The organism is Allobosea sp. P2_A10 (assembly GCF_056405115.1).
This window is the reverse complement of the sequence record NZ_JBFUCS010000001.1, coordinates 358,716-383,716: the sequence shown is the minus strand read 5'-3', so window position 1 is coordinate 383,716 and position 25,001 is coordinate 358,716. Positions and strand designations below refer to the sequence as shown.

The window sequence follows — 25,001 nt, the reverse complement described above, 5'->3', positions numbered from 1 at the left end:
TCTCGCCCGGAGCGTTTGCGTCGCGGCGCGGTGATGTGGCGCTGCCCGTCATGGCGTGACCTCCCGATCAGTGGACGCTCTTCCGTATATGATATATTCAAATGCCATCTGGGGAGCAAACCTTATGAGTCTGGTTTTTGGCGCCATCGCCGACGATCTGACTGGCGGGCTGGAACTGGCGGCGATGCTCTGCGCCGCCGGCGTCGCCTGCGAGTTCGTGACCGATGTTACAGCTCCGGTGCAGTCGCCTGCCATCGTCGTGGCGCGGCGCACGCGCGTCACCGATCCCGCGCTCGCGCGCGCCGACTTTGCCCGTGTCGGGGCATGGCTGCAAAGCCAGTCGGCCCGACAGATCTTCTTCAAATACTGCGCGACCTTCGATTCGACGCCTTCAGGCAATATCGGCCCTTGCGCCGATGCGCTGCGCGAACTGACCGGGAGCCGGCTTGCCGCCTTCTGCCCGTCCTTTCCGGAAGCGGGGCGGCGCGTGTTCCAGGGCCATCTCTTCGCCGACGACCGGCTGATCTCGGAGTCGCCCAAGCGCCACGACCCGCTGACGCCGATGACCGACCCCGATCTGGTGCGCGTGCTGCAACAGCAGACGGCGACGCCGGTCGGCCTGATCCCGCACCAGATCGTCCGGGACGGCATCGAAGCCATGACCCGCCATTGCGACGGCCTCGTTCAGCGCGGAATCGGTTTCGCATTGGCCGATGCCGCGACCCCGGCGGATCTCGCAGCCATTGCCGAGCTGACCGTAAGGTGGCCGCTGATGACGGGAAATTCCTCCGTCGCCGCCTATTATCCGGCGCTCTGGCGGCGGATGGGGTTGCTCGGCGACGCCCGGACGACGTCCCTGCCGGCTGTCGCAGGTCCCGGCGTGGTGCTGGCTGGAAGCTGCGCCGAGAAGACGCTGAAACAGCTGGAGGTCTTCGGACGGTCGCGGCCGGTACTGACGATCGATCCAGGCGCGTTCGACAGCGCTGAAGCCGCATGCGCGCATGCAACGGCGTGGGCCCTGCCCCGTCTCGCCGCCGGCCCGGTCGCGATTGCAACCTCCGCCGGACCGGAACAGGTGGCCGCGTTGCAGGCCCGCATCGGTCGTCGCGAGGCGGCTGCGCTGGCCGAAACCATCCTGTCGCTCACCGCCCGATCCCTGCACGAAGCCGGGGTCCGGCGCTTCCTGATCGCCGGGGGCGAGACCTCGGGCGCGATCGTCGAACGGCTCGGGATCACGCGGCTGAGCGTCGGACCCTATCGTGCACCCGGCATTTCGCATGCGGTGGCGCAGCGCGACGAGCCGCTCGCATTCTGCCTGAAATCCGGAAAGCTCGGGCCCGACGACATGTTTCTCCCGATGCTCGAAACCATGGAACGCGGAGAATGACGATGGCGGATGGCGGTCAGGCCGGGCTCGGCGAAGATGCTGCCCGGCTCGAATTGCGGGACGTCTATCGCCGTATCGAGCAGGCCGGCCTCAGCATCGGCAATGCCGGCAACATCAGTGTCCGCCGGGGCGAGCATATGCTCATCAGCCCGACTGGTGCCGACGGGGCCACGATCCGGCCCGAGGACTTCGTGCTGGCGCGGTTCGACGGGACGGCATTGTCGCCGGGCGTACCATCGAGCGAATGGGCGATCCACGGCGCGATCTACCGGGCCGGGCTCGGCCAGGCGGTCATCCACGCCCATCCCGACCATTGCGTCGCGCTGTCCTGTTTGCGTAGGCCGATTCCGGCATTCCACTACATGGTCGCCTCGTTCGGCGGCAAGGAGGTGCCCTGCGCGCCCTATGAGCCATTCGGCACCATGGCTTTGGCGGAGGGCGTCATCGAAGCGCTGCGGACGCACACAGCCTGCCTGATGGCCAATCACGGCATGGTCTGCCGCGCCGACACCCTGCAGCAGGCGCTCGCCCGAGCGATCAAGCTCGAAATGCTGGCTCGGCAATACTGCATCGCCAAGCGGACCGGCGATATCGTGATGCTCGACGACGCCGAGATGGACACCGTCATCGCGCGCTACGCCGATTACGGACGCGCTCGCCTCGCGTCCTAAGGGAAGGCGCGGCCGTCCCGGACTCAGCCCGGATTGAGCGTCTGAACCGTTTTCGCCTCCGCGGCGATGCGGTCCCAATCGTAGAGCATCGGCACCATCTCGCAGGCGCTCCAGGGCTCGTTCTGGTCGGCATAATGGCTGCTGCCGGGATGTCCAGAGGTCCCGTGGAAGACGACCCAGCGGCAGTTCTCCCAGGCGCCGACATCGAAAACGTAGCGGGAGAGCGCGCCATAGGTCGAGACCGGACCGACTGAGGGCACGATCCCGGTCGCCAACACCGTATCACCGTCGCCGCTGATCGGTCGCGAAGGCGGGTCGAGCAGCTCGGCGAACGTCGGAAAATGCGCCGATAGCGGATGGACGAAGCGCGGCTGATGGGCCACTCCCCATGTCGCCCCGGTAAAGCGCTCGGCCGCTGTCGCCAGGGCCTGCGCAAACGCCTCGTCCCAACTCCAGCCGCGCAGGATCCCGGTATCGTCGTTCCGCAGCAGCGTCGGCAGCGCCCACCATACCTGCCCCTCGGGCGACACGCCGGGCGCGACATTGGCGAAGGCGTGCGACGTCGCCTGCGCCAGCCCGCTGCGCACAGTGACGATCTTCGTCAGGGCGCGGCGAAATTCGTTGTAGGCGGCAGCCGCGCGCGAGCCCGCGTCCATGCGCCCGTCCCAGCCAAGCAGGAGCTTTCTGAACTCTTCAGCCTTTGCGCTGGCGGCCGTACCCAGTGTGGCCAGCCGCTTCTGGAACAGTTCCGCATGAGGAGAAACCGTGTCGGCGTGGATCGCCGCAGCGTCCTCGACCCTAAAAGGCGCGCCCTCCCGCAGGCAGGCGAATATACGCTCGGCGCGATAGGGCGGATGGCAGTCGGTGCAGAGATAGTCCGGGTGGCTGTCGGCCACGACGCGGTTGTTGGCCGTGACGATCACATCGCCTGGCGGGTCGATCACGCAGGGCATGTCGGCATGGGCGATCCAGTCGCGCCATTCATGCTCGCCCGTCCAGCCCGGCACGGGCAACCAGCCGTTCTCGCGCGGGCGGCGCGGCACGCGGGCGCGCACGAGGTGGCCGATCGAGCCGGCCGTGTCGCCCGCGACGAGGTTGTGGTCGATCAGGCCCCAGCCCCGCGTCGCGTCGTAGAGTTCGGCTACGCTGGTCGCCTGCGGCATACGCGTCAGGCAATCGAAGGACAGGTCGGTTTCGGCAAACTGGACGGAGCGCAACGCGAGGCCAAAACCCTTGCGCGGATCGCCGGCGATGACGGGACCATGCCGCGTCTCGACGATCTCGAATTCGCGATCGCCTGCGCCACGGACCGAGATGCGCTCGGTGCGGCGGCGCGTCGGCTCGAAGCCATCTCCGAACCGGGCGCGTGCGCCCTCCTCCTCGAACTGTTCGATGAAGAGATCATGGATATCCATGAACGCGTGGGTCACGCAGTAGGCGACCGTGCCGTTATGGGCGAAATGGGGGAACCCCGGTACGCCCGGCACCGTCAGGCCGATCATGTCGAAGGCGTCGCAGGCGACATGATGCTGCGCATACATGCCTGGGATCTCGAAGACGCGGTGGGGATCACCAGCCAGAACCGGCCGCCCGGTCGCGGTCTTCGTCGGGCCGACCGCCCAGTTGTTGCTGCCACCGCCGGTGCCATCTGCCGCGTCGCCACCCATCGCCGCCAGCAGGGCCTGGACTGCCGGCGCGAGTTTGACGATATCGGCCTCGACGCGGGTGGCGCCGACGCCTGGCGGAATGCAGAGCACATCGCCGCCGCCGTCATCGTAGCGCAGCTTGAGCGCGTTTTCCGCGCCGACGATCGGCAAGGCCAGCATGCGCCAGAGCTTGAACCAGATCGAACCCATGAGAAGGCCCAGCCGCCGCATCACGGCGATGCTGTGCCAGGGCTGCCATGGCTCGGCCCGCGCCTGCAGCAGCGTGTATTCGATCGGCAGCGGCGCGCCGGAAGCGAGGAAGCCGTTCACGCCGGCCGCATAGGCTTCCAGCATGCCCTTCGCCTGTGCGCTGAGCGCATCATAGTCGCGCCGGCAGGCGCTCTCCATGCCGAGACGCCGGACCAGAATGTCGGCTTCAGCCGCCTCCGCGCCCAGCCATTCGGCGGAACGGCCGAGCGCCTTGCGCCGGGTCAGGTCCATCTGGAAGAGCCGGTCCTGCGCATGCACGAAGCCGAGCGCCCTGTAGGCATCGGCCTCGCTGCCGGCCCGGATATGGGGAACGCCCCATGCGTCGCGCGAAACCGTGACCTCCCCAGCTAGGCCCAGCAGCGTGAGCGCGCCAGACAGCGGCGGCACAGCCGCCGTCACGGCGCTGCGATCGGCGTCGGTTGCCATCGGACTTCCTTACAAGGCGTGGAACTGGGTCGGGCTTTCCCTCAGGCGTCGAGCGTGAGTTGCCAGAACATCGGGAAACTCGACTGGACGAGGTTCTTGACCCGCGAGCGGTATCCGGCCGGGCGGCAGAACTGCCCCCACATGACAGACGGTGTGTTCTTGTAGGCCTCGACCTGAATCTCGGCGGCGATCCGCTTGCGCTCGGCTGCATCGGAGGTCTTGGCGAAGGCCAGCAGCTTCTCGCTGATCACCGTGCTGCAGCTCCATCCGGCATAGTCGGTGCAGTTGTTGCCGATGTAGAAATGGGTCAGGGGCGAGATCATGTCGATGCCGTTGGCGTAGACCGGAAAGATGCTCCAGCCGTCCTTCTTGGCGCGGCGCGCCAGCACCGTCCCCCAGTCCATGACCTGCTCGTCGACGGTGAAGCCCGCCTTGCGCATGTTGTCGGCAAGGACGCTTCCCGCCGTCTGCGAGATCGAGCCGGCGACCGTCAGGAAGACGACCGGCTCGCCCTTGTAGCTGGTCTTCTTCAGCGCCTCGCGCGCCTCGTCGATGGCAAGCCTGGCAACTCCTGCTCCCTCGGTCGAACTCAACGGCGCGTCGCACATGAAATAGGACGGGCAGCTCTTGGCGGCGTAACGCTCGGGGATTCCGATCGCCTGCAGCGTCTCGGCCTGCCCGACGCACTTCCACAACACGGCACGGATCTCGGGATCGACGAATGGACCGGTGGCGTGGTTCAGCCGGAAATTGCCCTGGAACATGTCGACGCCGGTCAGCGCCATGACGCTGACGCTCTTCGTCGCCTCCAGCTTGGAAAGCCAGTCGAAGGGAAGGTACTGCATGTAGTCGATTTCGCCCGCGATCAGCGCCGTCGCCGCCGTCGCATCGTCGGGAATCGCCTTGATCACGATCTGGTCGATATTGACGACCTTGCCGCCGGCCAGGAAATCGGACTTCTCGGCCCGGGGCTTGTAGCGCTCGAAGCGCTCCAGCACGATCTTGTCGCCCGGACGCCAGGCGTCCGCACGGAACTTGAACGGACCCGACCCGATGATCTCCTTGATGCGCTGATCGGCCGGCGGAATGATCCGCTCCGGCATCATCGCCGGCACGGGCGCATTCGGCTTGCCGAGCACATCGAGCATCAGCGGGAACGGCTGCTTCAGCACGATCTTGAAGGTGCTGTCGTCGATCGCCTCGATCGCGGTCGCCTGCGCCGCCAGCATCTTGCCGAGCGCGTCGCCGCGCGCCCAACGCTTCAGCGACGCCGCGCAGTCGGACGCCTTGACCGGCGCACCATCGTGCCAGAACAGGCCGTCGCGCAGCTTGAACTGCCAGGACAGGCCATCGGCAGAGGTCTCGAAGCGCTCGACCATCTGCGGGTGGATCACGCCTTTCGTATCCATCGCAAACAGCGTGTCGAAGACCTGGTAGGCGAAGGTACGCGTGATCGCCGCCGTGGTCGCGTGCGGGTCGAGGATGACGATTTCCGACTCCAGCACGATCGTCAGCGGCGCGGGCGCCGATCGCGCGATCTGCGGGACGGCGACTCCGGCCAGCGCGGCGGCGCCACCCTGCAAAAGCTGGCGCTTGCTAAGCTTGGGGAACGGCATCGGGCCTCTCCTTCGTCGTCTTCAGACGGGCATCGGGAGTTATCTGATTATATGATATATCGATTTTTCGATTGTCAATGGCGGATGGGCCGGCCGAAGCTGGAGCGACGCGATCTCTTTCAACCGTAGCATCCGCAAGCACTTCGGATGCTCGCCCTCTTAAACCAGGGCGAGCGTCGGCTGACGCGCGGGCGAGCGCTCAGCCGCTGCGATACCACAGCGTCGGTAGATAGAGCGTGATCTGCGGGAAGACCGTGATCAGCACCAGCACGACCAGCAGCGGGACCAGGAACGGCAGGACAGCCCTGACCGTACGGTCGAACGACATGTTGGCGACGCGCGAGAGCACGAACAGCACCATCCCGACCGGCGGCGTCAGAAGCCCGATCATAAGGTTCAGCACCATGATGATGCCGAACTGCACGGGATCGATGCCGACCTTGAGCACGGCCGGCATGAACACCGGCACGAGGATCGAGATCGCCGCGATCGTCTCCATGAAGCAGCCGACGACGAGCAGGATCAGGTTGATGATCAGGAGCAGCAGCAGCGGGTTGGTGGTGATGCCGAGCAGGCCGGCGGTGACCTGCTCGGTGATCTGCGTGACGGTCAGCACCCAGCCGAAAAGCGAGGCGGCGCCGACGATGATCAGCACGCTCGCCGTGGTCTCGATGGTCTGTACCGAGATCAGGTAGAAGCGCTTGAGGTCGAGCGTACGATAGAACAGGACGCCGAGGATCAGGGCCCATGCGCAGGCGGCGATCGCGGCTTCCGTCGGGGTGAAGGCGCCCGACGACATGCCGCCGATGATGATGATCGGCGTCAGAAGCGCGGGAATCGCGCGGATGAAGGTCTTGCCGAGGACGCGCCAGCGGAAGGCCGCATCGCGGCCGATGCCGTGGGTGTGCGCATACCAGGTGACGTAGATCATCATGGCGAAGGCCATCAGCAGCCCGGGCAGGAAGCCCGCCGCGAAGAGCTGGCCGATCGAGACGTTCGCCATCACGCCGAAGATCACCATCGGCAGCGAGGGCGGGATGATCGGCCCGATGGTCGAGGACGCCGCGGTGATGCCGACCGAGAAATCGGCCGGATAGCCATGGTCGCGCATCGCCTTGATCTCGATGGTGCCGAGGCCACCGGCATCGGCGACGGCCGTGCCCGACATGCCGGCGAAGATCACCGAGCCGACGACGTTGACGTGGCCAAGCCCGCCGCGCAGCCAGCCGACGCCGGCGGTGGCGAAATCATAGATCCGGTTGGTGATGCCGGCCGAGTTCATCAGATTGCCGGCCAGGATGAAGAACGGCACCGCGATCAGCGGAAAGGAATCGACGCCGCCGGCCATCCGGTGCAGCACGACGAAGTCCGGGATGCCGGCGACGAAATGGGTGTAGACCAGCGAGGCCCCGCCCAGCGCGATGAAGATCGGCACGCCAACCAGCAGTGATACGAAAAAGACGACGAAGAGCAGGGCCATGCCGGTCAATCCAGGATAAGCGTTACGGCGTTGGGATCGGGCCGCCAGCCGCGGCGGGCATTGGCGACGAAGCCCTGCACCGCGCGCCAGAACATCAGGAAACAGCCGAAGCTGATGCCGCCATAGACGACGCTCATCGACACATCGATCACCGTCATGCGCTGGATGCCCATGCGGTCGGTGATCAGCACCGAGAACCAGCACAGCAGCGCGACGAAGAAGACCATCGCGAGATCGATCAGGAAGCGCAGCAGCCGCTGCGGCCCCTCCGGCAGCATGTGCATGAGCACCTCGACGGCGATGTTGGTGCGTCGGCGCATCACGGTGGCGGCGCCGATGAAAGTCACCCACATCAGAAGGTAGCGGGCGATCTCCTCGGTCCAGGCGGCAGAATCGTTCAGGACATAGCGACTGAAGAACTGCAGGAAGACGACGATACCCATCGCCCAGAACACGGCGAAGGCGATCATATCGTCGAGATGGAGCGAGACGACGGCCTCTTCGTCCTCGACCACGATGAGTTGGGCGCCCGCGAGATCGTCCTGCCCGGTTTGCTGCGCCGCTGCCATCATGCACCTGTCAGTTGGGAAAGGCCGGCGCGCGAACGCGCCGGCGGGACGCGTCTGTCGCCTATTTCAGCGCCTGCAGCGCGTCGTATTCGGCCTTGCTCCAGCCGGCGCCGGCAGCGGCGTCATTGTGAAGCGGGACGGCCGCCGCGATGAAGGGCTTGCGGTCGACCTCGATCACCGTCTTGCCGAGCTTGCGGAACTCCTCGGCGAGCTTCTGCTCGGACGCGCGGATGGCGTCGGTCGCCTTGGAGGCGGCTTCGAGCAGAACCTCGTCGACGACCTTCTTCTGCCCGTCGTCGAGCTTGGCCCAGCTCGTCGCGCCGACGATCGTCAGCAGCGATTCCGTGATGTGGCCGGTCAGCACGATGTGGCTCTGCACCTCGTAGAACTTCTTGGCCATGATCGTCGGCAGCGGATTCTCCTGGCCGTCGACCGTGCCCTGCTGCAGCGCCAGATAGACCTCGGCGAAGGCGATCGGCGTCGCGTTGGCGCCGACCGATTTGGTGAACATCAGGAAGAGCGGCGCCGGCGGCACGCGCAGCTTCATGCCCTTCATGTCCTCCGGCTTGGTGATCGCCTTGTTGGCGGTGACATGGCGCTGGCCGTAATAGGTCAGGGCCACGACCTTGTGCTTGGTCTTGTCCTCATAGCCCTTGGCAATGTCACGGAAGAGCTTGGACCCGCGATAGGCCTTCCAGTGGTCGAAATCGCGCAGGATGAAGGGCGCGTTGGTGATCGCGAGCGGCTTGTGGATCGAGCCGGCAAAGGCGACGCCGGTGTAGATCATGTCGACCGTGCCGAGGCCGAGACCTTCGTTGATCTGGTTCTCGTTGCCGAGCTGCGAGGCCGGATGCACGGAAATCTCGACCTTGCCGCCGGTACGCTTCTTGATCTCCTCGGCGGCCCAGAGCGCCTCGGTGTGATAGGGCTCGCTGGTCTCGTAGACATGGGCCCAGCGCAGCTTGGTCTGCGCGAAAGCGGGCAGGCTGCTCGCGGCGGCGAGAAGCGAGGCAAGCAGCAGCGTCCTGATCGTCGGTCTCATGATGAAGTCCTCCCCTGGGGTTATGTCGCGGCAGTGGACCTGCCGTCGTCGGATTTGCCGGCCGGAAGGCATCGCCCCCGTCGGTGGTTCAGTCGAAACTCTCCTCGAAGAAAGCGGGATTGCTCAGCCGTACCTTGTCGATGCTGATCTCGAGGCCGGCGATATGGGCGGTCATGGCGCGGCTGGCGGCGTCGGCGTCGCGCTTAGCGATCGCGTCGAGCACGAGCCTGTGCTCGGCCACGACCTGCGCCATCCGCCCCTCTTGCGGCAGGGTCAGGCGGCGATAGCGATCGACATGCATCTTGGCGCGCTCGACCAGCGTCCAGATGCCCGAGAGGCCGGCGATCCTGGCGATCGTGGCGTGAAAGGCCTCGTCGGCCAGATGGAAAGCCTCGAAATCCGCCTGGACGACGATCTCCTGCTGGCGCATCAGGCAGGCCTCGAGCTGCAGCAGCGCCGAGCCGCTGGCGCGCTCGACGGCATGACGGGTGGTGATGTCCTCCAGCGCCTTGCGCACCAGGATCGCTTCCGGCAGCAAAGCGAGCGGGATCCGCGAGACGGTCGTGCCTGATTTGGGCACGACGTCGACCAGCCCCTCGTCGGAGAGCCGGATCAGGGCCTCGCGCACCGGCGTGCGGCTGACGCCATAGGCGGCCGCGAGTTCAGGCTCGGACAATGACTGGCCGGGATGCAGATCGAGCTGGAGAATACGCGCCTTGATCGCGACATAGACGTCCTGCGACGCACTGCGCGGACGGCTGGCGCGCCAGAGCTGCGCCGTTCCATCACCAGCCAGAATTCGCGCCGCGCTCCCCGACATCGTTTCCCCATCCGGCGGCTTGTGCCGCTCTCACCCGAAATTATGAGCTGAAATATACCTTGTATGCAAGATGCTTTCTTGCCCGGACAGCGTCGCCGCCCAGGATGAGAGCGTCGATGCCATCGGCAATTTTACGCGCCGCGAGGGCGGCAACCGCAATGGTGGCGTTGGGCGGGAGGGGCTTGGGACCTCGGCCGACATTCGGCGAGACCGGCCATGTCAGAGGCCGGCATGGCCATCCGATCGCAGCCAAGATGAGGCCGCACAACTGTCACGAAGGCAGCGGCGACGTCATCAGGACACCGGGGCAGGAACGCGACTCGCGCTTCGAGCCGATCCTGCCGCAGGCCCGCCCTCCCCCCGGATCAGTTCGTGGCGGGCAGCTTTTGCCTGATCGCCGCCGCGCCGGCTGCGGCGCAGATCTCGTCCTTGTCGCCGCCGGGCGCGCCGCCCACGCCGATCGCCGCAACGATCTCGCCCCTGGCCCGAATTGCGACCGCGCCAGGCAGCAGGATGATATTCGGCACCGTCAGGAAAGACGGGGTGGCCGGATTGCTCTTTGCCTTCTCGACGAACGCGCCCAGCGCATCAAAACCGAAAACCGGGCCGAGCGTCACGGTCGTATAGGCCTTGCGGAAACTGGTCTCCTTCGTATGGACGGTCGCGTGATCGCCTTTGACGAACGCACGCAGTTCACCCGACGGGTCCACGACCGCGACGGAGACCTTGTAACCGGACGCCTCGCAGGACTTCAGCGCCTGGGTCGCCGCGTCGAGCGCAAGAGCCAGGGGTAACTCATAACCGCTGTTGCGAACCTGAGCGCCAGCGCAGGCGGCATGGGTGAAGACCGCCAGAGCGGTCCACACAAAAAGGGATTTCATTGCGATCTCCGAAGAGGGGAAGACGGGAATGGTCAAGTCAACGCGGTCGGGCAAAAGGGGCAAACGCCCGGCCGCGCGCAACGCCGTCGGCTGGAGGCATGCCTACGGCGCGATCCTCACTTCACCTTCGGAAGGCGGGCGAGGAAGGCCAGAGACACCGCTGCGATCTCGTCGACATGGGTTTCGAGGGCGAAATGCCCGGCGTCGTAGTGGTGCAGCTCCGCCGAGGGCACGAGCGTCTTGAACAGGCCGGCGCCCTTCAACGTGAAATAAGGGTCATTGTCGCCCCAGGCGATCAGCATCGGCGGCTGCCTGGTTTTCAGGTAGTCCTGCCATTTCGGATATTGGGCGACATTGTCCTGATAGTTCCACAGCATCTGGACCTGCAGCGCGTCGTTGCCGGGACGGTCGAGCCCGGCCTGATCATGGATCCAGGCGTCGGGAGAGAGCCGCTCCTTGCGGGAGGCGCCATGCGTGTACTGGAAACGGGTCGTCTCGGCGGTCAGCAACGCGCGGACGGGCTGCTCGGTCTGGGCGTTGCGACCCTGCCAGAAGGGCGACAACGCCTTGACGACGTCGGGATTCCAGCCTTCGACATTGGCGACGGCGTTCTGGACGATGAAGCCGCGCACGCGCTCCGGGCGTTTCAGCGCCAGCCTGAAGCCGATCGGTCCACCATAATCCTGCATGTAGATGACGTAGCTGGTGGCGCCGACAGCATCGGTGAAGGCATCGACGACGTCCGCCAGCGCGGCAAAGGTGTAGGGGAACGCGTCGATGCCGGGCGCCGCGCTGTTGCCGAAACCGGGATAGTCCGGCGCGATGACGCGGTACTGCGTCGCGAGCAGCGGGATCAGGTCGCGGAACATGTGAGAGGATGACGGGAAGCCGTGCAGCAGAAGCAGCACCGGCGCGTCCTTCGGACCGGCTTCCCGATAGAAAATGTCGAGGCCCTGCACCGTGACGGTGCGGAACTGGACAGGCGATGCGGCAAAAGCCTTCGGCGCGGCGGCATGGGCGGTCATGGTGGATACTCCGGCGAGAGCCGCTGCTGCGAAGGCAGTGCGGCGTGTGAGGCGAGCTATGGCGTTCAAGGCGATCTCCGTAACCATTCATTTGATATTTGAATGGTGTCATTTGCATCGACACCTTTCAAGCCTTATTTTACAGGTTACGAATTTGTGATCGCGACCAAGGACCTGCGCCATGCCGGGAGCTTCTGATGCAACGAGCGAGTTTCGCGATGGCATGCCCTTTCTCGGCGGGCGGCTCTGGCTCGATCTGCTGAACACGGTCATGACCGATGGCGTGACGCGCGCCGACGTGATCGCGACGCCGGATGCGGCTTCGGCATGGCTTGCCGCGGCGGAGATCGCCGCATCCGCACATAGCCTTGCGATGTCAGACGAGCTGGCCGCGCTGCGCGAGACATTGCGCCCGGCCTTCGATCTCGTGCGCGCCGGCGAGCCGCTTCCCGCGGCCATGACGGCGGCGGTCAATGCCCTGCTGGCGCAGGTCGCGGTCCGTCTGCATCTCGATATGGTCGACGGGCGGCCGATATTGCGCACGCGGCTCGACTGGGGCGCGGCCGGGCCGCTCGGGGTGGTCGCGGAGGACTTCGCCCGCTTCGTCTGCGAAGCCGAGCCCGAGCGCCTCAGGCACTGCGCCAACCCGGATTGCTCGCTGGTGTTCTACGATCAGGGCAAGAACAACACGCGGCGCTGGTGCTCGATGAGCGTCTGCGGCAACCGCGACAAGGTCGCGCGCTATCGCGCCAGACAGCGCCAGAGCTTGAAAAGCTAGATCGACGGCGCGCAGTCGCCCGCCCTGCTCTTTGACGGACCCAGGACGCGACCAGCCTCCGGGCAGCCCGGAATCGCGTCGATCCGGTCGAGCACGCGCGCATGCAGCCTGCCCCAGTCGCACAGGGCGAGCAGAACCGGCTCGAGGCTTCGCCCCATCGGGGTCGCGCCGTAGTCGACGCGTGGCGGCACCTGGGCATGGACCTCGCGAGAGACGAGACCATGCTCCTCCATCTCGCGCAGCTGTTGTATGAGCACCTTCTGGCTGAGCCCGGGGAAAAGCCGGTTCAACTCGGTGAGGCGCCTGGGGCCTTCATAGAGGCGGTAAAGCAGCAGCGCCTTCCAGCGTCCCGATATGACCTTGAGAGCCCGTTCGGCGGGATAGACCGGCAATCGTTTGGTCGCACCCACGGCGCCACCTTCCGGTGTGTAGGACACAAAAGAGTTCGTAGAGCGAAAACTCAGGACACGGGACAAGCCTGCGCAGCAACACACATGCCTGCGAGGTATCACCCATGAAAGCCATCCAGATCAGCCGCTTCGGCGGGCCCGAAGTCCTCGAGACCGTCGATGCACCCAGGCCGACGCCCGGGCCAGGCCAGCTTCTCGTCCGCGTCCGCGCCGCGGGCGTGAACTTCGCCGACACGCTGATGCGGGCCGACCGTTATGCGATGACGCCGCCGCTTCCGAGCATACTCGGCCTCGAAGTCGCGGGCGTCGTCGAAGCGCATGGCGAAGGCGTCGATCGCACCGCCTGGCCGCAGGACGGGCGCGTCGCCGCCTCGATGTTCGCGGCTGGCATGCATTTCGGCGGCTATGCCGAGTATGTCGTGATCGACGCAGGCTTCGCGACGGCGATCCCCGACGGCGTCTCGTTCGAGGCCGCCGACGCGCTGATGGTCCAGGGCCTGTCGGCGCACTACCTGCTTCGACAGGCGCCCGCGGCTGGAAAGACCGTCCTGATCAACGCCGCGGCCGGCGGGGTCGGCTCCTTTCTGGTGCAACTCGCCCGCCGCCAGGGCGCCGCTCGCATCATCGCCGCGGCAAGTTCCCCTGAAAAGCTCGCCTTCGCCGGACGGATCGGCGCCGACGAACTGGTGAACTACAGCCAGGCGGACTGGGCCGACGTCGTGAAGAGCGCCTCCGATGGTCGCGGGCCCGATGTGATCTATGAATCGGTCGGCGGCGCGATCGTGCAGGACAGCCTGGCGATGCTGGCTCCGGGCGGACAGATCGCCATCTACGGCGCGCTGAACATCCGCGGCTTCCAGTTCGGCGACGACGAACTCAGGCGCATGATCTTCATGAACCAGTCGCTGACCGGCTTTGCCCTGGCGCCGCTGCTGACGCCTGACAGCCTGAAGCGAGATCTGATGGACCTGTTCACGCTTGCGGTTGACGGCAAACTCGCGGTGACGATCGATTCCGTCTTCCCGCTCGCCGATGCGTCGGAAGCGCATCGGCGTCTCGAAAGCCGCAGGAGCATGGGCAAGGTCATCCTTGTTCCCTGAGAGATCCCTGTCGACCGCGTGACCGTTCAAGCCACGCGGTCCGCCGGCTTGCCGGCAAGGCCGATCCACCGCCCAACCGGAAGCGCAAAGCCGCCGGGGCCCCTCGCGAAAAGGATGAGCAACCCGCCGGCGATCGCCAGGTCCTTTTCGAAATGCAGCAACTGGTTGCCGTTCGACAGGACGTTGTGAAAGATCGCGGCCGCCAGGATGCAGAAGGCGGCCAGCGCCAGCGCCGCATAACGACTCCCCCATCCCGCCAGCAGCAGAATCCCACCGCCGATTTCGACGACTGTAGCCGGGAGCAGAAGCCAGCCCGGAACGCCGAAGCTGCTCATATAGGCCATCGATGCCTCGATATGGGTGAGCTTGATCCAGCCTTCGTGGACGAACAGCAGCGCAATCAGCAGGCGCCCGAACAGAGCGGCGGCGTCAGACAATTTCGCGATCATCATGGTCTTTGTCCTCGACACGAGGGCTGGGGCCGGCGAGCCGGCGCCAGCCCGGTGCGACTGCGGGGTGAACTGGTCCTGATCAGTTGGTCCTGATCAGTTGGTCTTGGGCGCCGATGCGACCGCTTTTTCGAGATCCTCGCGCTCCTCGCAGCCGGTCGGGCAGAGCTTTTCGAGCGCGACGAGATTGACCCGGGCCTTGGCGGTCTCTCCCATCTCGACATAAAGCTCGCCCTGATATTCGAGCGCGCCCTTGTGGCCGGGATCGAAGTCGAGCGCCTTGCGGTAGTAGGTCAGCGCGGTCTTCTGGTCGCCGCTCTTGCGCAGCGAAAAGCCGAGCAGGCTGTAGACATCGGCATGCTGGATGCCGGCGTCGACCATACGGTTGAGATCGACGATGGCGACCTTGAAGTCCTTGGCCTTGATCGCCGCCCTGACGGCGGTGAGATCGGGGGCGCCCTTCGTCGGCGTGGTATCCACCGCAAAAGCAGCGGTCGAAAGCACAAACGCAGCGGCAAAGGCAGTGAGGGCGAGCTTGAGGGTCATGACTGTTTCCTTGACGAAAGATGGCTGAGCATGGGGCTGCCGCAGCGTGCGGCAGCCCGTCCGGGATCAGGCCGTGGTGGGGGTGAAACCGTACCCAGCGCCGTCCTTGACGAAGACGCCGGTGCCCGGGAACGGGAAATGAGCGCCGCATATCGCCATCTTCTCGGCGATGACCCGGTCGATCATCTTGCGGCGCGTGTCGACCGCGGTGACGCTGTCCTGATCGTAGCTGCCCTGCCAGTCGGGATGGGGCGCGAGCAGCGCGGGGACGTAGGCGACGTCGTTGGAGATCATGAGCTGCTGGTTTCCCGAGCTGACATGGAAGGCGGCGTGGCCCGGCGTATGGCCCGGCGCCTTGACGAGGCGCACGCCCGGCGCAACCTCCGGTTCGCCATCGACGAGCTTGAAGTTCTTCCAGCCCGGGAACACGGCGTTGATGCGCTGCCCCAGCGCCTTGCGCGCATCCGGCAGCTTCTCGACGCGGCCGGGCTCGGTCCACCATTTGTATTCGGTCGAGGTCACGACGATCTCGGCATGGGGAAAGACCGGCGCGTTGGTGCCGCGATTCATCAGCCCGAAGATGTGGTCCGGATGGAAATGCGAGATCAGGATGGTGTCGATCCTGGCGGGGTCGATGCCCGCGGCAGCCATGTTGCTCGTCAGCTTCGTGGCGGTCGGCTGCCATTGGCCGGCGCCCGAGCCGGAATCGATCATCACATAGCGCTCGCCGATCTTGAGCACGACGACCGTCAGCGGAATCGGCATGAACGCCGTGGTCTGACCGGCCTTGGCCAGCGCCTCCTTGGTCTCCTCGATCGAGGCGTTCTTGATAAAGGAGGGATCGTGCGGCTTCTCCCAGATGCCGTCATAGAGCGCCGTCACCTCGATCGTGCCGACCTTGTAGCGGCGGAAACCGACGGCCGGATCGGGGATGACCTGCGCCTGCGCCGGCCCAACCCAATGCAGCGGCTTCGCCAGCCCGAAGGCCGCGGCGAGCGAGCCCGCGACGAGGGCGTCGCGGCGTGAAAGGTGGATCATCGAGAACTCCCGGGTTTCTGACAGCGAGGCCGCTGCGGCCTCGCACAGTCCGGGATGCGTGAACGGGACGATTTATTCCGGCGATCACGGAAAAGAACGCGGGAATAAACCGGACGTGATCGGGATCATGCAAAGGCAGCCGCTACCCTGTCGCGAATTTGCTCCGCCGCGACCTCTCCAACCGGACCATCCCGCGCCATGTCCTCCGCCAGGAGTTTTGAACAGCTGGCGCTGCCCCATCAGGAGGCGGCCTACAACCTCGCCTTCTGGCTCCTGCGTTCGCGCCCGGACGCCGAAGACGCCGTGCAGGAGGCCTATCTCCGCGCCTTTCGCGCCTTCGAAAGTTTTCGCGGCGAAGACATCCGGCCCTGGCTCTTCGCCATCCTGCGCAACACGGCCTATCGCATGCTCAATACGCGCCAGCGCGCCGTCAACGTGATCTCGCTCGATGCCAGCCTTCCCGGGCTCGATCATGAGGACGGGCTCCAGATCGAGATCGCCGCGGACTCTCCCTCGGCCGAGGACATCATGATCGGCGAGGCCGAGCGCGATCTCGTCCGCATGGCGCTGGCGGAACTGCCGGCCGCCTTTCGGGAAGTCATGGTGCTGCGCGAGATCGAAGGCCTCGGCTACCGCGAGATCGCCGAAATCACCGGCACGGTGGTTGGAACGGTGATGTCGCGGCTTTCGCGCGGCCGCGACCTGCTGCGCCAGTCTCTCGCCCGCAAGATCGGGAAGGACCGCTCCCATGCCCTGTGACCTGCCCTCTCACCGGCTCGGCGCCTATCTCGACGGAGAACTCTCCGAGGGAGAGCGCGAGACGGTCGCGCGCCATATCGCCGAGTGCTCCGACTGCGCGGCGCTCGCCGGCGAATTGCGGGAGGCCAGCGTCATGGTGGCCGGACTTGGCCGCGAGCCGATGCCGGCCGGATTGTCGCTGCGCCTGCAACGGACGCTGTCGCAGGCAACGGAGGACGCCAATACCGCCATGATGCCGCGACCGACCATACCGGAGCCGCTGGCGATCAAGCCGCAGCTGCGGCGATTGGCGACGCCTCGCTTCCTGCAGCAGGCTGCCGTGCTTCTGCTGGCTTGCCTGCTGTCCTCGCTGGCGACCTGGTGGTTCGTGACCGGAGCCGACCGCGCGAGCCTACTGACGCGCGACCTGCTCTCGGCCCATCTGCGCTCGTTGACGCAGGACAGCCCGATCCAGGTCGCCTCCTCGGACACGCATACGGTCAAGCCCTGGTTTGCCGGCAAGGTCGATTTTTCGCCCGAGGTGCGCGATCTGACTGCGGAAGGCTATCCCCTGCTCGGCGGCCGGCTCGACAACATCGCCGGCCGGCGCGTCGGCGTGCTCGTGTACAAGCGGCAGCGGCATCTCATCAATGTCTTCGCCTGGGGTGCGGCGGACACGCCGGACGCAGCAGCAACGCTGACCGTGCGCAAGGGCTACAATCTGCTGAGCTGGTCCCGCAATGGCGTCACCTATGCCGCCGTGTCCGATCTCGAGGCGACAGAGCTTGGACGATTGCCCGATCTGCTCTGAGCCCCGATCGAGCCAGACCAGCCTCGACACCTGAAAGCAAGGCCGCCCGATTCACCCGGCGGCCTTCAGCCGCGCGATCTCGTTTTCCAGCGCCGCGATCCGCAGATCGCGTTCGTCCAGCGCCGCCGCAACCTTGTCGGCCGGCAGAAGCTGAGGGATGTGCTGCGGGCAGTTGGCGTCCCAGGCGGCGATGTCGAACAGGATCGCCTGCTCCGGCACGCCGGCGTAGCCTTCAACGCGCAGCCGGTCGATCAGCGCGTGGTCATTCTCCACGACCCGCGCCGTACCCCAGATCTTGATGCGCTGCCGGCGCGCATGGTCGATCAGGAAGAGATAGGCCTTCGGGTTCTCGGACAGGTTGCCGAGCGTGACATATTGCCGGTTGCCGCGAAAATCGGCGAACCCTAGCGTGTGCTCGTCAAGCACGCGCAGGAAGCCGGCCGGCCCGCCGCGATGCTGGATATAAGGCTGGCCATCGGCGCTTGCGGTCGCGAGGAAAAAACTGTCGCGCGCGGCGATGAAGGCGGCGAGATCCGGCGTCACGCTCGTCTGCCAGCCGCCACGCTCCTCCATCTTGCGATAGCCGCCGCGCGAACCCTTGCGGCTCTGGATCGCCTTCACCGCCGGGGTGAAGGCGATATCGCTGGCAAATTCAGTGTCTGACATCGGAATGCTCCCAAACCGGCGACGCTTCAGCGTCGCCGGCCGTTGCAACAAAGACCCGTCGGCCTGCGCTTCAGGACGCGAGGCGCAAATCCACCGCGGGGAAGTCGATTACGGTGCCAGCTACCTCGTTGACGTAATTCGTCAACGTGTTCAGCGCGACATGGGCCACGATCTCGATGATCTGCCCATCGTCGTAGCCGGCCGCCCTGACGGCCGCGACAGCCGCTGCGCCAACATGGCCACGCTCGCGCACCATGCCGACGGCGAAGACGATGGCGGCCTCGGCCTTGGCGTCACTGGAATGACCGTTGCGATTGGCGAGGATCTCGACGTCATCAAGCCTGGCGAGGTTCTTGCCGAGATAGCTGTGCGCCGCCAGGCAATAGCCGCAGCCATTGACCTGCGCGACGGCAAGCGCGATCCGCTCGCGGGTGCGGGCATCGAGCCTGCCCTTCGAGAGCGCGCCGTTCAGGCCGAGATAACCTTCGAGGGCGGCAGGCGAATTCGCGACGACGCGAAAGAGGTTCGGCACCGAGCCGAGCTGCTTTTCGACGGCCGACAGGGCCGCGCGGGACGCTTCAGGTGCTTCGGCGATCGAAGCGGGCGTGTGAATTTGGGTCATGGCTCATCTCCAGAATGGCAGGGGAAAACGGGGCTTCACGACCAAAGAGATGACACTCACGCTGAAAAACTATAATCTGCTCAATTCTCATCTCACTGTTGCGCACAGCGGAGTAATCTCCATGGACCGGTTCGCGACGCTGGCCGCCTTCGTCAAGGTCGCCGAATTGCGTGGCTTTGCGCCGGCGGCGCGCAAGCTCGGCCTGTCGCCATCGGCCGTGACCCGGCTCGTCGCGGCGCTCGAAGAGCATCTCGGCGTACGCCTGCTCCAGCGCACCACGCGGCTGGTGACACCGACCGATGAAGGCGAGCGCTATCTGCTGCTGGCCCGCCGCATCCTTGGCGAACTGGAAGAAGCCGATGCCTCGCTGCAGGCCACGCAGGCCGAGCCGTCGGGCCGGCTGACGGTTTCGGCGCCGCTTGTCTTCGGCCGCCTGCATGTCGGCCCGCTGTTCTCGACCTATCTCTCGCGGTACCCGGCGGTTCACGGTGAGCTCATCCTCTCCGACCGGATGATCAATCTGGTCGATGACGGCGTCGATGCCGCGATCAGGATCGGCCATCTCGCGGATTCGAGTCTGAGAGCGCGACGGATCGGCGAGACGCGGCGGGTCGTCGTCGCGGCGCCCGATTACCTCGCGCGCACCGGCATTCCCCGTGATCCGGCCGAGATCGCGCGGCATCGCTGCATCCATTTCTCGGGCTTCCGCCCCGGAAGCGAGTGGGCGTTCGAGCAAGGCGGGGCAACCGCCCACGTCGCGATCCAGCCATCCTTCGTGACCAACAGCGCCGACATGGCCATCCAGCACGCACTGCGGGGAGGCGGACTGACGATGGTGCTGGCCTACCAGGCCGCCGAAGCCATCCGCTCCGGCGCGCTGCGCATCGTGCTTTCGGACCACGAAACGCCACCGCTGCCGATCCAGATCGTGTACCCGACGTCGCGCCTGCTCTCGGCCAAGGTCAGGACCTTCATCGACATGGTGGTGAAGGAAGCGGACTGGTCTTTCACCGATATGGGGTGATGCGGCGCTTGCCAGACGAGGCAGGATCGTTCCTGCCGGGGCCGTCAGACTGTCGGCTCGCCGGCGCGCCTGCGCACCCCGGCCCGGACATGGCGGAATGGCAGGGTCGATGGATCTGCTATCACCGGGCCGGGCGAGACGGCGATGATGATGCGCTCGGCGATGGGCTCGTAGTCTGCCCGGAAATGCACCGATGATTTCAGGACGATGATCGGACAGTCCGCCGGCTCGACGCCCAGATGCCGCAGGATCGCCTGGTCATAGGCCTGCGTCTTGCGGCTCGCGATCATCACCTTGATGCCAGGAGCGAACGCGACAAGCGCGGTTGGCCCCAGCGTCGCCCGGTTGCCCTTGCCCATCGGGCCGGTCAGCATGAAGTCGCCATCGCCGAGCTTGAGAACACGCGCCTCGCCGTGGAACGGAACGCCGTCGGATTTGCCGCCGAGAGCGAGCGTCAGCACCGCGCCTTCGCCCGCGGCATGGCATGCACTGGCGGATTCCGCGTCATTGATCAGACACAGCACCGCCCCTTCCGCGCCCTGCGCCACCAGCTCGGCCAGGAGTCCGGTCGTATCGCAATGGCCGCCACCGCCGGGATTGTCCTGCGTATCGGCCAGGATCACCGGTCGGCGAGCGCTCCTGGCGATGGTCAGAGCCTCCGACACAGCCTCGGCTCCGGGGACGGCGTCGAGGCGGAAATCGGCCTCGCGCGCATTCAGATAGGCCAGGAATTCATCGACGGCTGCGTCGGCTTCAGCCTGCGTGTCGGCGTGACAGGAGATCGCCGCGCCGCAATCGGCGAAATCCGCGTAAGGGAAGCCGAAGCAGAAGCCGAGTTCGGCGATGCCCGGACGCGCACCGATCGCCGCGCACTGCGCCATCACGCCGCGCATCGGCTCGATGATCGTGCATTGGGTGCTCAGCGTGAACCAGTAGTCGAGCTGCCGGAACGCTTTTGCAAAGGGTTTTCCGCGCGCAATCCGCCCCAGCAGGAGCTTGGCCGCACGGGCGCCGGTCTCGCGCTTGTCGATATGAGGATAGGTCAGATAGGGCGCGATACCATCGCTGAATTCGACCATCCGCGCCGTCAGATTGGCATGCGGGTCGAGACTGATCACCACCGGAACATCGGGCCCGAGAATGCGCCTGAGCCTCAGCAGCAACTCGCCTTCGGCATCGGGGATGCTGTCGGTCAGTGCCGCGCCATGGAGGTCGAGATAGACGCCATCGAGCGGGCCGGTCAGCAATGCGTCCGAAATATCGGCGCACAGCATCGCTGCAATCCGCTCGAAGGCCGAATCCTCGATCGGCCCCGCAGGCATCCCCAGGCACCAGAGCAACGGCACGAGCGCGGCGCCCGCCGCCTCGAGAGTTGGAATGGCGCCAGCGAGCGACGTCACCGTGCCGTTGATCGCCGCCAGCAACGCTGCCCCCCGCGTCAGAGGTGGGAAGCCAGCTGGCTGCTGAAAATCGGCGAAAACCGTTGGCCTGGGCGCAAAGGAGTGAGTTTCGTGCTGAAAACCACCGACGGCAAGGCGAAGCGGCATCGATCGGATCTCGATTTCGTCGGACGCTGCGGGCGCGGCCCCAGGCCAGACCCGCTCGCGTCCATGGTCGGCCTGCACATCGAAATGAGTGGCGCGACCTACGGGAGTCGAACCCGTCTCCCCAGCGTGAAAGGCTGGTGTCCTAACCGATAGACGAAGGTCGCGTGGCTTTGCGAACCGCGGGCGGCCCGTTGCGAAGCGGGCCGAGGTATAGTGGCAGGGACCGGCCACCGCAAGCGCCAGTTTGACGCTTTCCCGCAGCCGGATTTACCAGTCTGCCCGCCGAGACCTCGCTACGGTTGCCGGCTCAATTCGGCAGCGCCATGTCGAGGACGCGCAGTTCGGCGGTCTCATTGCCGCCCCATCGGTTCAGGGTCAGCGTAGCGGCGAGATGGACACTGTTGCCCCGCGCCGCCAGCAGAGCGCGCCCCAGCGGCTCCTGCGCGACACGGAAGGCGATGCCGCCGACGCTCGCGCCGTCGCCGCTCCTGAGCTTGATGCGGACATGACCGCCGCTGCCGATCTCGGCGGCCTCGACCAGACGATGCGCCGGAAAGACGAAGACCGGTTCCGGGCTGCCCGCGCCGAAAGGCCCGGCCTTGTCGATCTCGGCCAGCAGGCGCGGATTGGCGCCGCCGGCGCTGAGCGCGGCATCGACCAGAAGAGCTTCCGATTCGCTGGCGGCGGCGACCTGCGCTGACAGCTTTTCAGACAGAAAGGCATGGAATCCGGCGCTCTGGCCCGCGCCCAGCGTTACGCCCGCCGCCATGGCGTGGCCTCCACCCTTGATCGCAAGCCCAGCCTTGACCGCCTCGCGCACGGCCCGGCCGAGATCGACGCCGGCGACCGAACGGCCCGAGCCGGTCGCGCCGCCCTCCCCGTTCAGCGCCAGCGCGAAAGCCGGCCGCCGGAAGCGCTCCTTGAGGCGCGCCGCGACGAGACCGACGATGCCGGGATGCCAGTCGGCCGAGCCTGCCAGCAGCACAGGCAGATCGGCATTCAGCATCAGCGCATGATCGGCCTGTGACGTCGCTTCCAGCACGGCCTGTTTCTCGATCTCCTGACGTTCCTGATTCAGGCGGTTGAGCTCGGCGGCGATCGTCTTCGCCTCGACCTCGTCTTCGGTCATCAGCAGCCTCGCCCCCAGCCCGGCATCGCCGATTCGTCCTCCGGCATTGATGCGGGGGCCGAGCAGGAAGCCGAGATGCCAAGGCTGCACCGGCCCATCGAGCCCGGCGACATCCATCAGGGCCGCGAGCCCCGGGCGCGTACGGCCGCGCAGCATTGCCAGCCCCTGCCGGACGAAGGCGCGGTTGAGCCCGCGCAACGGCACGACATCGGCGACGGTTGCCAGCGCCACCAGATCGAGCGCCGCCAGCAGGTCCGGCTCGCTGCCGCGACGCGCCCAGAAACCCTGCCGACGCAACGCGCCGCGCGCCGCGACCAGCGTCAGGAAGACGACGCCCGCCGCGCAGAGATGCCCGAGCCCGGAGAGATCATCCTGCCGGTTCGGATTGACCAGCGCCTCGACGTCGGGGAGCCGCTCGGGAGCCTGATGGTGGTCGAGCACGACGACGTCGAGACCGAGCCTCACCGCCTCGGCCAGCGGCTCGTGGCTGGTCGTGCCGCAATCGACCGTGACCAGCAGCGTCGCGCCCTCGCCCGCGAGCATGCGGATCGCCTCGGAATTGGGGCCGTAGCCCTCGATCAGGCGGTCGGGAATATGGATCCGGGGTCGTGCGCCGGCGTCCGCCAGGAAGCCCGCCAGCAGCGCCGCCGAGCAGGCGCCGTCGACATCGTAGTCGCCGAAGATCGCGACGCGCTCCTGTGCGATCACGGCGCGGGCCAGGCGCGACGCGGCGGCGTCCATGCCGACCAGAGTCGCAGGATCGGGCATGAGATCGCGCAGCTTCGGCTCGAGAAAGCCCGCCGCCTCGCTCGGCTCGACGCCGCGACCCGCCAGAAGCCGCGCCAGGATGTCGGGAATGTCTTCGAGCTGCGAGAGCGCCTGCGCCCGGCCAAGCCCGACAGGGTCGAGCCTGTCGCGCCAGGGACGCCCCAACGCGGAGCGGGTGACGCCGAGAAAAGCACGCGGAGACATGAGACTCATGGATGAACGGCGTTGCGCAGGCGCGGGATTTCGTCAACCCAAAGCTCGCCACGCCGGTCACGGCGGCGGTTTATCCGCATTGCGCACGGAAGGCCGGCTCAACTTGTCCACAGGCTGCGGCGGGTTCCCTTGCGGTGCGCTCGCATCTGTCCCAACGTCAGCGGGTCGCGTTGCAAGGGAGTAGCCCATGCGTGCCGTGTCGCGTTCGCTTGAAAACCAGATATCGAGCCAGAGAGCCATTCTGCTGCGCGCGCTCGTCGTGCTTGGCGTCGCCATGGCGATCATCCTGCCGCTGGTCGATTGAGTCGGGCGCACTGCGTAATCCCGGCTCGTATCCGCCCAAATTCGCGCGTAAGCTGATTGCTCGACGTTGCGTGACATGAGGGAGAGACAGATGGCAGGGGACGAACGCGGACCGCGCGCCTGGCACGATGTGCACACGATTCAGGAAGCGCCGCGCGAAAAACAGAAGTCGAGCGGCAAGATCGCCGCGGACGAAGCTGCGGCGCGCAAGAAGATCGAGGCGCTGAGGGCGCTCAGGCTGGCAAAGCAGGCAGCCGAGCCGCCCACGCCGCCAAAGGCCAAGCCGGCCGCCAAGCGCAAGGCCGCCGCCGCGAGCTGAGCGGCGACGACCCCGATTTGCGCGCGGCGGGTTCAGTTCTGCTCGAACCAGCCGCGCAGCAGACCGATATCCGCCTGCGACAGGCCATGGCCTGTCGGCAGGATGCGGTGATCGACCGCAGCGCCGCTGGCCGACAGCGTCGCAACCAGACGCTGTGCATCCTCGGTCGGGATGATCGGATCGAGCGCCCCCGAGAGGACCAGCACGGGCTTGCCGGAAAGATCCGCCTTCGGCGGCGGATATGCCTGCGGCGGCTTGGCATAAGGCGACATCGCTCGCAGCAGGGCCGCACCGGCGAGCACATCCGGCCTGATCAGAAGCAGGCTGGCGGCGATATTGGCGCCGTTGGAGAAGCCGAGCGCAATCGGTGCCGGCAGGTCGTAGCGCTCGCGCGCCTCGGCGATGGAATCGGCGAGTTCATGCGTGCGGGCGACGAGATCGGCCTCGTCGAAGACGCCCTCGGCCAGCCGCCGGAAGAAGCGCGGCATCGCGCCTTCCAGTACTTTGCCACGCGGCGAGAGCAGGCTTGCGCCGGGCGCGACCATGCGCCCGATCGGCAGCAGATCGCGTTCGTCGCCGCCGGTTCCATGCAGCAGCAGGATCGGCGGGCGGCCCGGATCGGTTCCCGGCTCGAAGACATGAATGAAATCGGTGGTCGCGACGGCGTCCATCACGGCTCTCCTGTTTGATGATCGAAGCAAGATCCG

At 66.3% G+C, this 25,001-nt stretch carries 25 protein-coding genes and 1 tRNA gene; 8 read left to right on the top strand and 18 right to left on the bottom strand.

The genetic code is table 11. The annotated features are described in order from the left end of the window. Window positions 1-124 precede the first annotated feature (124 nt). Both otnK and AC1DZY_RS01895 read left to right on the top strand, forming a co-directional pair. Complete coding sequence (gene otnK, locus AC1DZY_RS01900; RefSeq protein ID WP_476818363.1) at window positions 125-1,387, top strand: 3-oxo-tetronate kinase; 1,263 nt, start codon at window positions 125-127, stop codon at window positions 1,385-1,387. Continuing rightward, window positions 1,384-2,058, top strand: a complete 675-nt coding sequence (locus AC1DZY_RS01895) for a class II aldolase/adducin family protein (RefSeq protein ID WP_476818362.1) — start codon at window positions 1,384-1,386, stop codon at window positions 2,056-2,058. The genes otnK and AC1DZY_RS01895 overlap by 4 nt, the downstream gene beginning before the upstream one ends. Window positions 2,059-2,081: 23 nt before the next feature. Here the strand turns inward: AC1DZY_RS01895 and AC1DZY_RS01890 are convergent, their stop codons facing one another. The 8 genes from AC1DZY_RS01890 to AC1DZY_RS01855 form a co-directional block, all read right to left on the bottom strand. Then, a complete protein-coding gene (locus AC1DZY_RS01890; protein WP_476818361.1) occupies window positions 2,082-4,400 on the bottom strand; it encodes a penicillin acylase family protein in 2,319 nt (772 codons plus the stop codon). Window positions 4,401-4,441: 41 nt separating this feature from the next. Continuing rightward, complete coding sequence (locus tag AC1DZY_RS01885) at window positions 4,442-6,016, bottom strand: ABC transporter substrate-binding protein (RefSeq protein ID WP_476818360.1); 1,575 nt, start codon at window positions 6,014-6,016, stop codon at window positions 4,442-4,444. A 199-nt stretch (window positions 6,017-6,215) separates the two neighbouring features. Further along, window positions 6,216-7,496 (bottom strand): TRAP transporter large permease, encoded by a 1,281-nt coding sequence (locus AC1DZY_RS01880; protein ID WP_476818359.1) that lies wholly within the window; start codon window positions 7,494-7,496, stop codon window positions 6,216-6,218. 5 nt (window positions 7,497-7,501) lie between these two features. Further along, window positions 7,502-8,068, bottom strand: coding sequence for a TRAP transporter small permease (locus tag AC1DZY_RS01875; RefSeq protein ID WP_476818358.1), 567 nt, complete (start codon window positions 8,066-8,068; stop codon window positions 7,502-7,504). A gap of 58 nt (window positions 8,069-8,126) precedes the next feature. After that, window positions 8,127-9,107 (bottom strand): sialic acid TRAP transporter substrate-binding protein SiaP, encoded by a 981-nt coding sequence (locus AC1DZY_RS01870; protein ID WP_476818357.1) that lies wholly within the window; start codon window positions 9,105-9,107, stop codon window positions 8,127-8,129. 88 nt (window positions 9,108-9,195) lie between these two features. Beyond that, window positions 9,196-9,927 carry a GntR family transcriptional regulator gene (locus AC1DZY_RS01865; protein ID WP_476818356.1) on the bottom strand — a complete coding sequence of 244 codons (732 nt, stop codon included), beginning with the start codon at window positions 9,925-9,927 and terminating at the stop codon, window positions 9,196-9,198. Between the two features lie 365 nt (window positions 9,928-10,292). Beyond that, window positions 10,293-10,844, bottom strand: a complete 552-nt coding sequence (locus tag AC1DZY_RS01860; RefSeq protein ID WP_476818355.1) for a GlcG/HbpS family heme-binding protein — start codon at window positions 10,842-10,844, stop codon at window positions 10,293-10,295. Between the two features lie 80 nt (window positions 10,845-10,924). Continuing rightward, window positions 10,925-11,833 carry an alpha/beta fold hydrolase gene (locus tag AC1DZY_RS01855; protein ID WP_476818354.1) on the bottom strand — a complete coding sequence of 303 codons (909 nt, stop codon included), beginning with the start codon at window positions 11,831-11,833 and terminating at the stop codon, window positions 10,925-10,927. Between the two features lie 181 nt (window positions 11,834-12,014). On the opposite strand from AC1DZY_RS01855, the gene AC1DZY_RS01850 reads away from it, so the two are divergent. Beyond that, window positions 12,015-12,611, top strand: a complete 597-nt coding sequence (locus AC1DZY_RS01850) for a CGNR zinc finger domain-containing protein (protein ID WP_476818353.1) — start codon at window positions 12,015-12,017, stop codon at window positions 12,609-12,611. On the opposite strand, the gene AC1DZY_RS01845 is transcribed toward AC1DZY_RS01850, so the two are convergent. Beyond that, window positions 12,608-13,048 carry a winged helix-turn-helix transcriptional regulator gene (locus tag AC1DZY_RS01845; RefSeq protein WP_476818352.1) on the bottom strand — a complete coding sequence of 147 codons (441 nt, stop codon included), beginning with the start codon at window positions 13,046-13,048 and terminating at the stop codon, window positions 12,608-12,610. The two genes, AC1DZY_RS01850 and AC1DZY_RS01845, sit on opposite strands and share 4 nt — an antisense overlap. Window positions 13,049-13,125: 77 nt before the next feature. On the opposite strand from AC1DZY_RS01845, the gene AC1DZY_RS01840 reads away from it, so the two are divergent. Further along, a complete protein-coding gene (locus AC1DZY_RS01840) occupies window positions 13,126-14,121 on the top strand; it encodes a quinone oxidoreductase family protein (RefSeq protein WP_476818351.1) in 996 nt (331 codons plus the stop codon). A gap of 26 nt (window positions 14,122-14,147) precedes the next feature. Here AC1DZY_RS01840 and AC1DZY_RS01835 read toward each other — a convergent pair whose 3' ends face one another. From AC1DZY_RS01835 to AC1DZY_RS01825, 3 genes are all read right to left on the bottom strand, one after another. Beyond that, window positions 14,148-14,573 carry a DoxX family protein gene (locus tag AC1DZY_RS01835; protein WP_476818350.1) on the bottom strand — a complete coding sequence of 142 codons (426 nt, stop codon included), beginning with the start codon at window positions 14,571-14,573 and terminating at the stop codon, window positions 14,148-14,150. A gap of 93 nt (window positions 14,574-14,666) precedes the next feature. Continuing rightward, complete coding sequence (locus AC1DZY_RS01830) at window positions 14,667-15,116, bottom strand: tetratricopeptide repeat protein (protein ID WP_476818349.1); 450 nt, start codon at window positions 15,114-15,116, stop codon at window positions 14,667-14,669. 66 nt (window positions 15,117-15,182) lie between these two features. Further along, window positions 15,183-16,154 (bottom strand): MBL fold metallo-hydrolase, encoded by a 972-nt coding sequence (locus tag AC1DZY_RS01825; protein WP_476818348.1) that lies wholly within the window; start codon window positions 16,152-16,154, stop codon window positions 15,183-15,185. 198 nt (window positions 16,155-16,352) lie between these two features. On the opposite strand from AC1DZY_RS01825, the gene AC1DZY_RS01820 reads away from it, so the two are divergent. Further along, on the top strand, window positions 16,353-16,913 hold the full coding sequence (locus tag AC1DZY_RS01820; protein ID WP_476818347.1) for a sigma-70 family RNA polymerase sigma factor: 561 nt from the start codon (window positions 16,353-16,355) through the stop codon (window positions 16,911-16,913). Continuing rightward, a complete protein-coding gene (locus AC1DZY_RS01815; RefSeq protein ID WP_476818346.1) occupies window positions 16,903-17,703 on the top strand; it encodes an anti-sigma factor family protein in 801 nt (266 codons plus the stop codon). Before AC1DZY_RS01820 ends, AC1DZY_RS01815 begins: the two co-directional genes overlap by 11 nt. Window positions 17,704-17,754: 51 nt before the next feature. On the opposite strand, the gene AC1DZY_RS01810 is transcribed toward AC1DZY_RS01815, so the two are convergent. Together AC1DZY_RS01810 and AC1DZY_RS01805 are read right to left on the bottom strand one after the other, a co-directional pair. Then, the gene (locus AC1DZY_RS01810) at window positions 17,755-18,369 is read right to left on the bottom strand and encodes a pyridoxamine 5'-phosphate oxidase family protein (protein ID WP_476818345.1); all 615 of its coding nucleotides are present in this window, start codon (window positions 18,367-18,369) and stop codon (window positions 17,755-17,757) included. Between the two features lie 70 nt (window positions 18,370-18,439). After that, window positions 18,440-18,991, bottom strand: coding sequence for a carboxymuconolactone decarboxylase family protein (locus AC1DZY_RS01805; RefSeq protein ID WP_476818344.1), 552 nt, complete (start codon window positions 18,989-18,991; stop codon window positions 18,440-18,442). Window positions 18,992-19,112: 121 nt separating this feature from the next. Here AC1DZY_RS01805 and AC1DZY_RS01800 point away from each other — a divergent pair, with 121 nt between their 5' ends. Continuing rightward, entirely contained in the window at window positions 19,113-20,015 is a 903-nt protein-coding gene (locus AC1DZY_RS01800; RefSeq protein WP_476818343.1) for a LysR family transcriptional regulator, read from the top strand. A gap of 44 nt (window positions 20,016-20,059) precedes the next feature. Here the strand turns inward: AC1DZY_RS01800 and AC1DZY_RS01795 are convergent, their stop codons facing one another. The 3 genes from AC1DZY_RS01795 to recJ all read right to left on the bottom strand — a co-directional run bounded on the left by AC1DZY_RS01795 (window position 20,060) and on the right by recJ (window position 23,663). Then, window positions 20,060-21,562 carry a M81 family metallopeptidase gene (locus AC1DZY_RS01795; RefSeq protein WP_476818342.1) on the bottom strand — a complete coding sequence of 501 codons (1,503 nt, stop codon included), beginning with the start codon at window positions 21,560-21,562 and terminating at the stop codon, window positions 20,060-20,062. Window positions 21,563-21,651: 89 nt separating this feature from the next. After that, window positions 21,652-21,726, bottom strand: a tRNA-Glu gene (locus AC1DZY_RS01790). Window positions 21,727-21,869: 143 nt separating this feature from the next. Next, the gene (recJ, locus tag AC1DZY_RS01785; RefSeq protein ID WP_476818341.1) at window positions 21,870-23,663 is read right to left on the bottom strand and encodes a single-stranded-DNA-specific exonuclease RecJ; all 1,794 of its coding nucleotides are present in this window, start codon (window positions 23,661-23,663) and stop codon (window positions 21,870-21,872) included. Window positions 23,664-24,066: 403 nt separating this feature from the next. On the opposite strand from recJ, the gene AC1DZY_RS01780 reads away from it, so the two are divergent. Further along, complete coding sequence (locus AC1DZY_RS01780) at window positions 24,067-24,294, top strand: hypothetical protein (RefSeq protein WP_476818340.1); 228 nt, start codon at window positions 24,067-24,069, stop codon at window positions 24,292-24,294. Between the two features lie 32 nt (window positions 24,295-24,326). Here the strand turns inward: AC1DZY_RS01780 and AC1DZY_RS01775 are convergent, their stop codons facing one another. Then, entirely contained in the window at window positions 24,327-24,965 is a 639-nt protein-coding gene (locus AC1DZY_RS01775; protein WP_476818339.1) for an alpha/beta hydrolase, read from the bottom strand. Window positions 24,966-25,001: the final 36 nt, after the last annotated feature.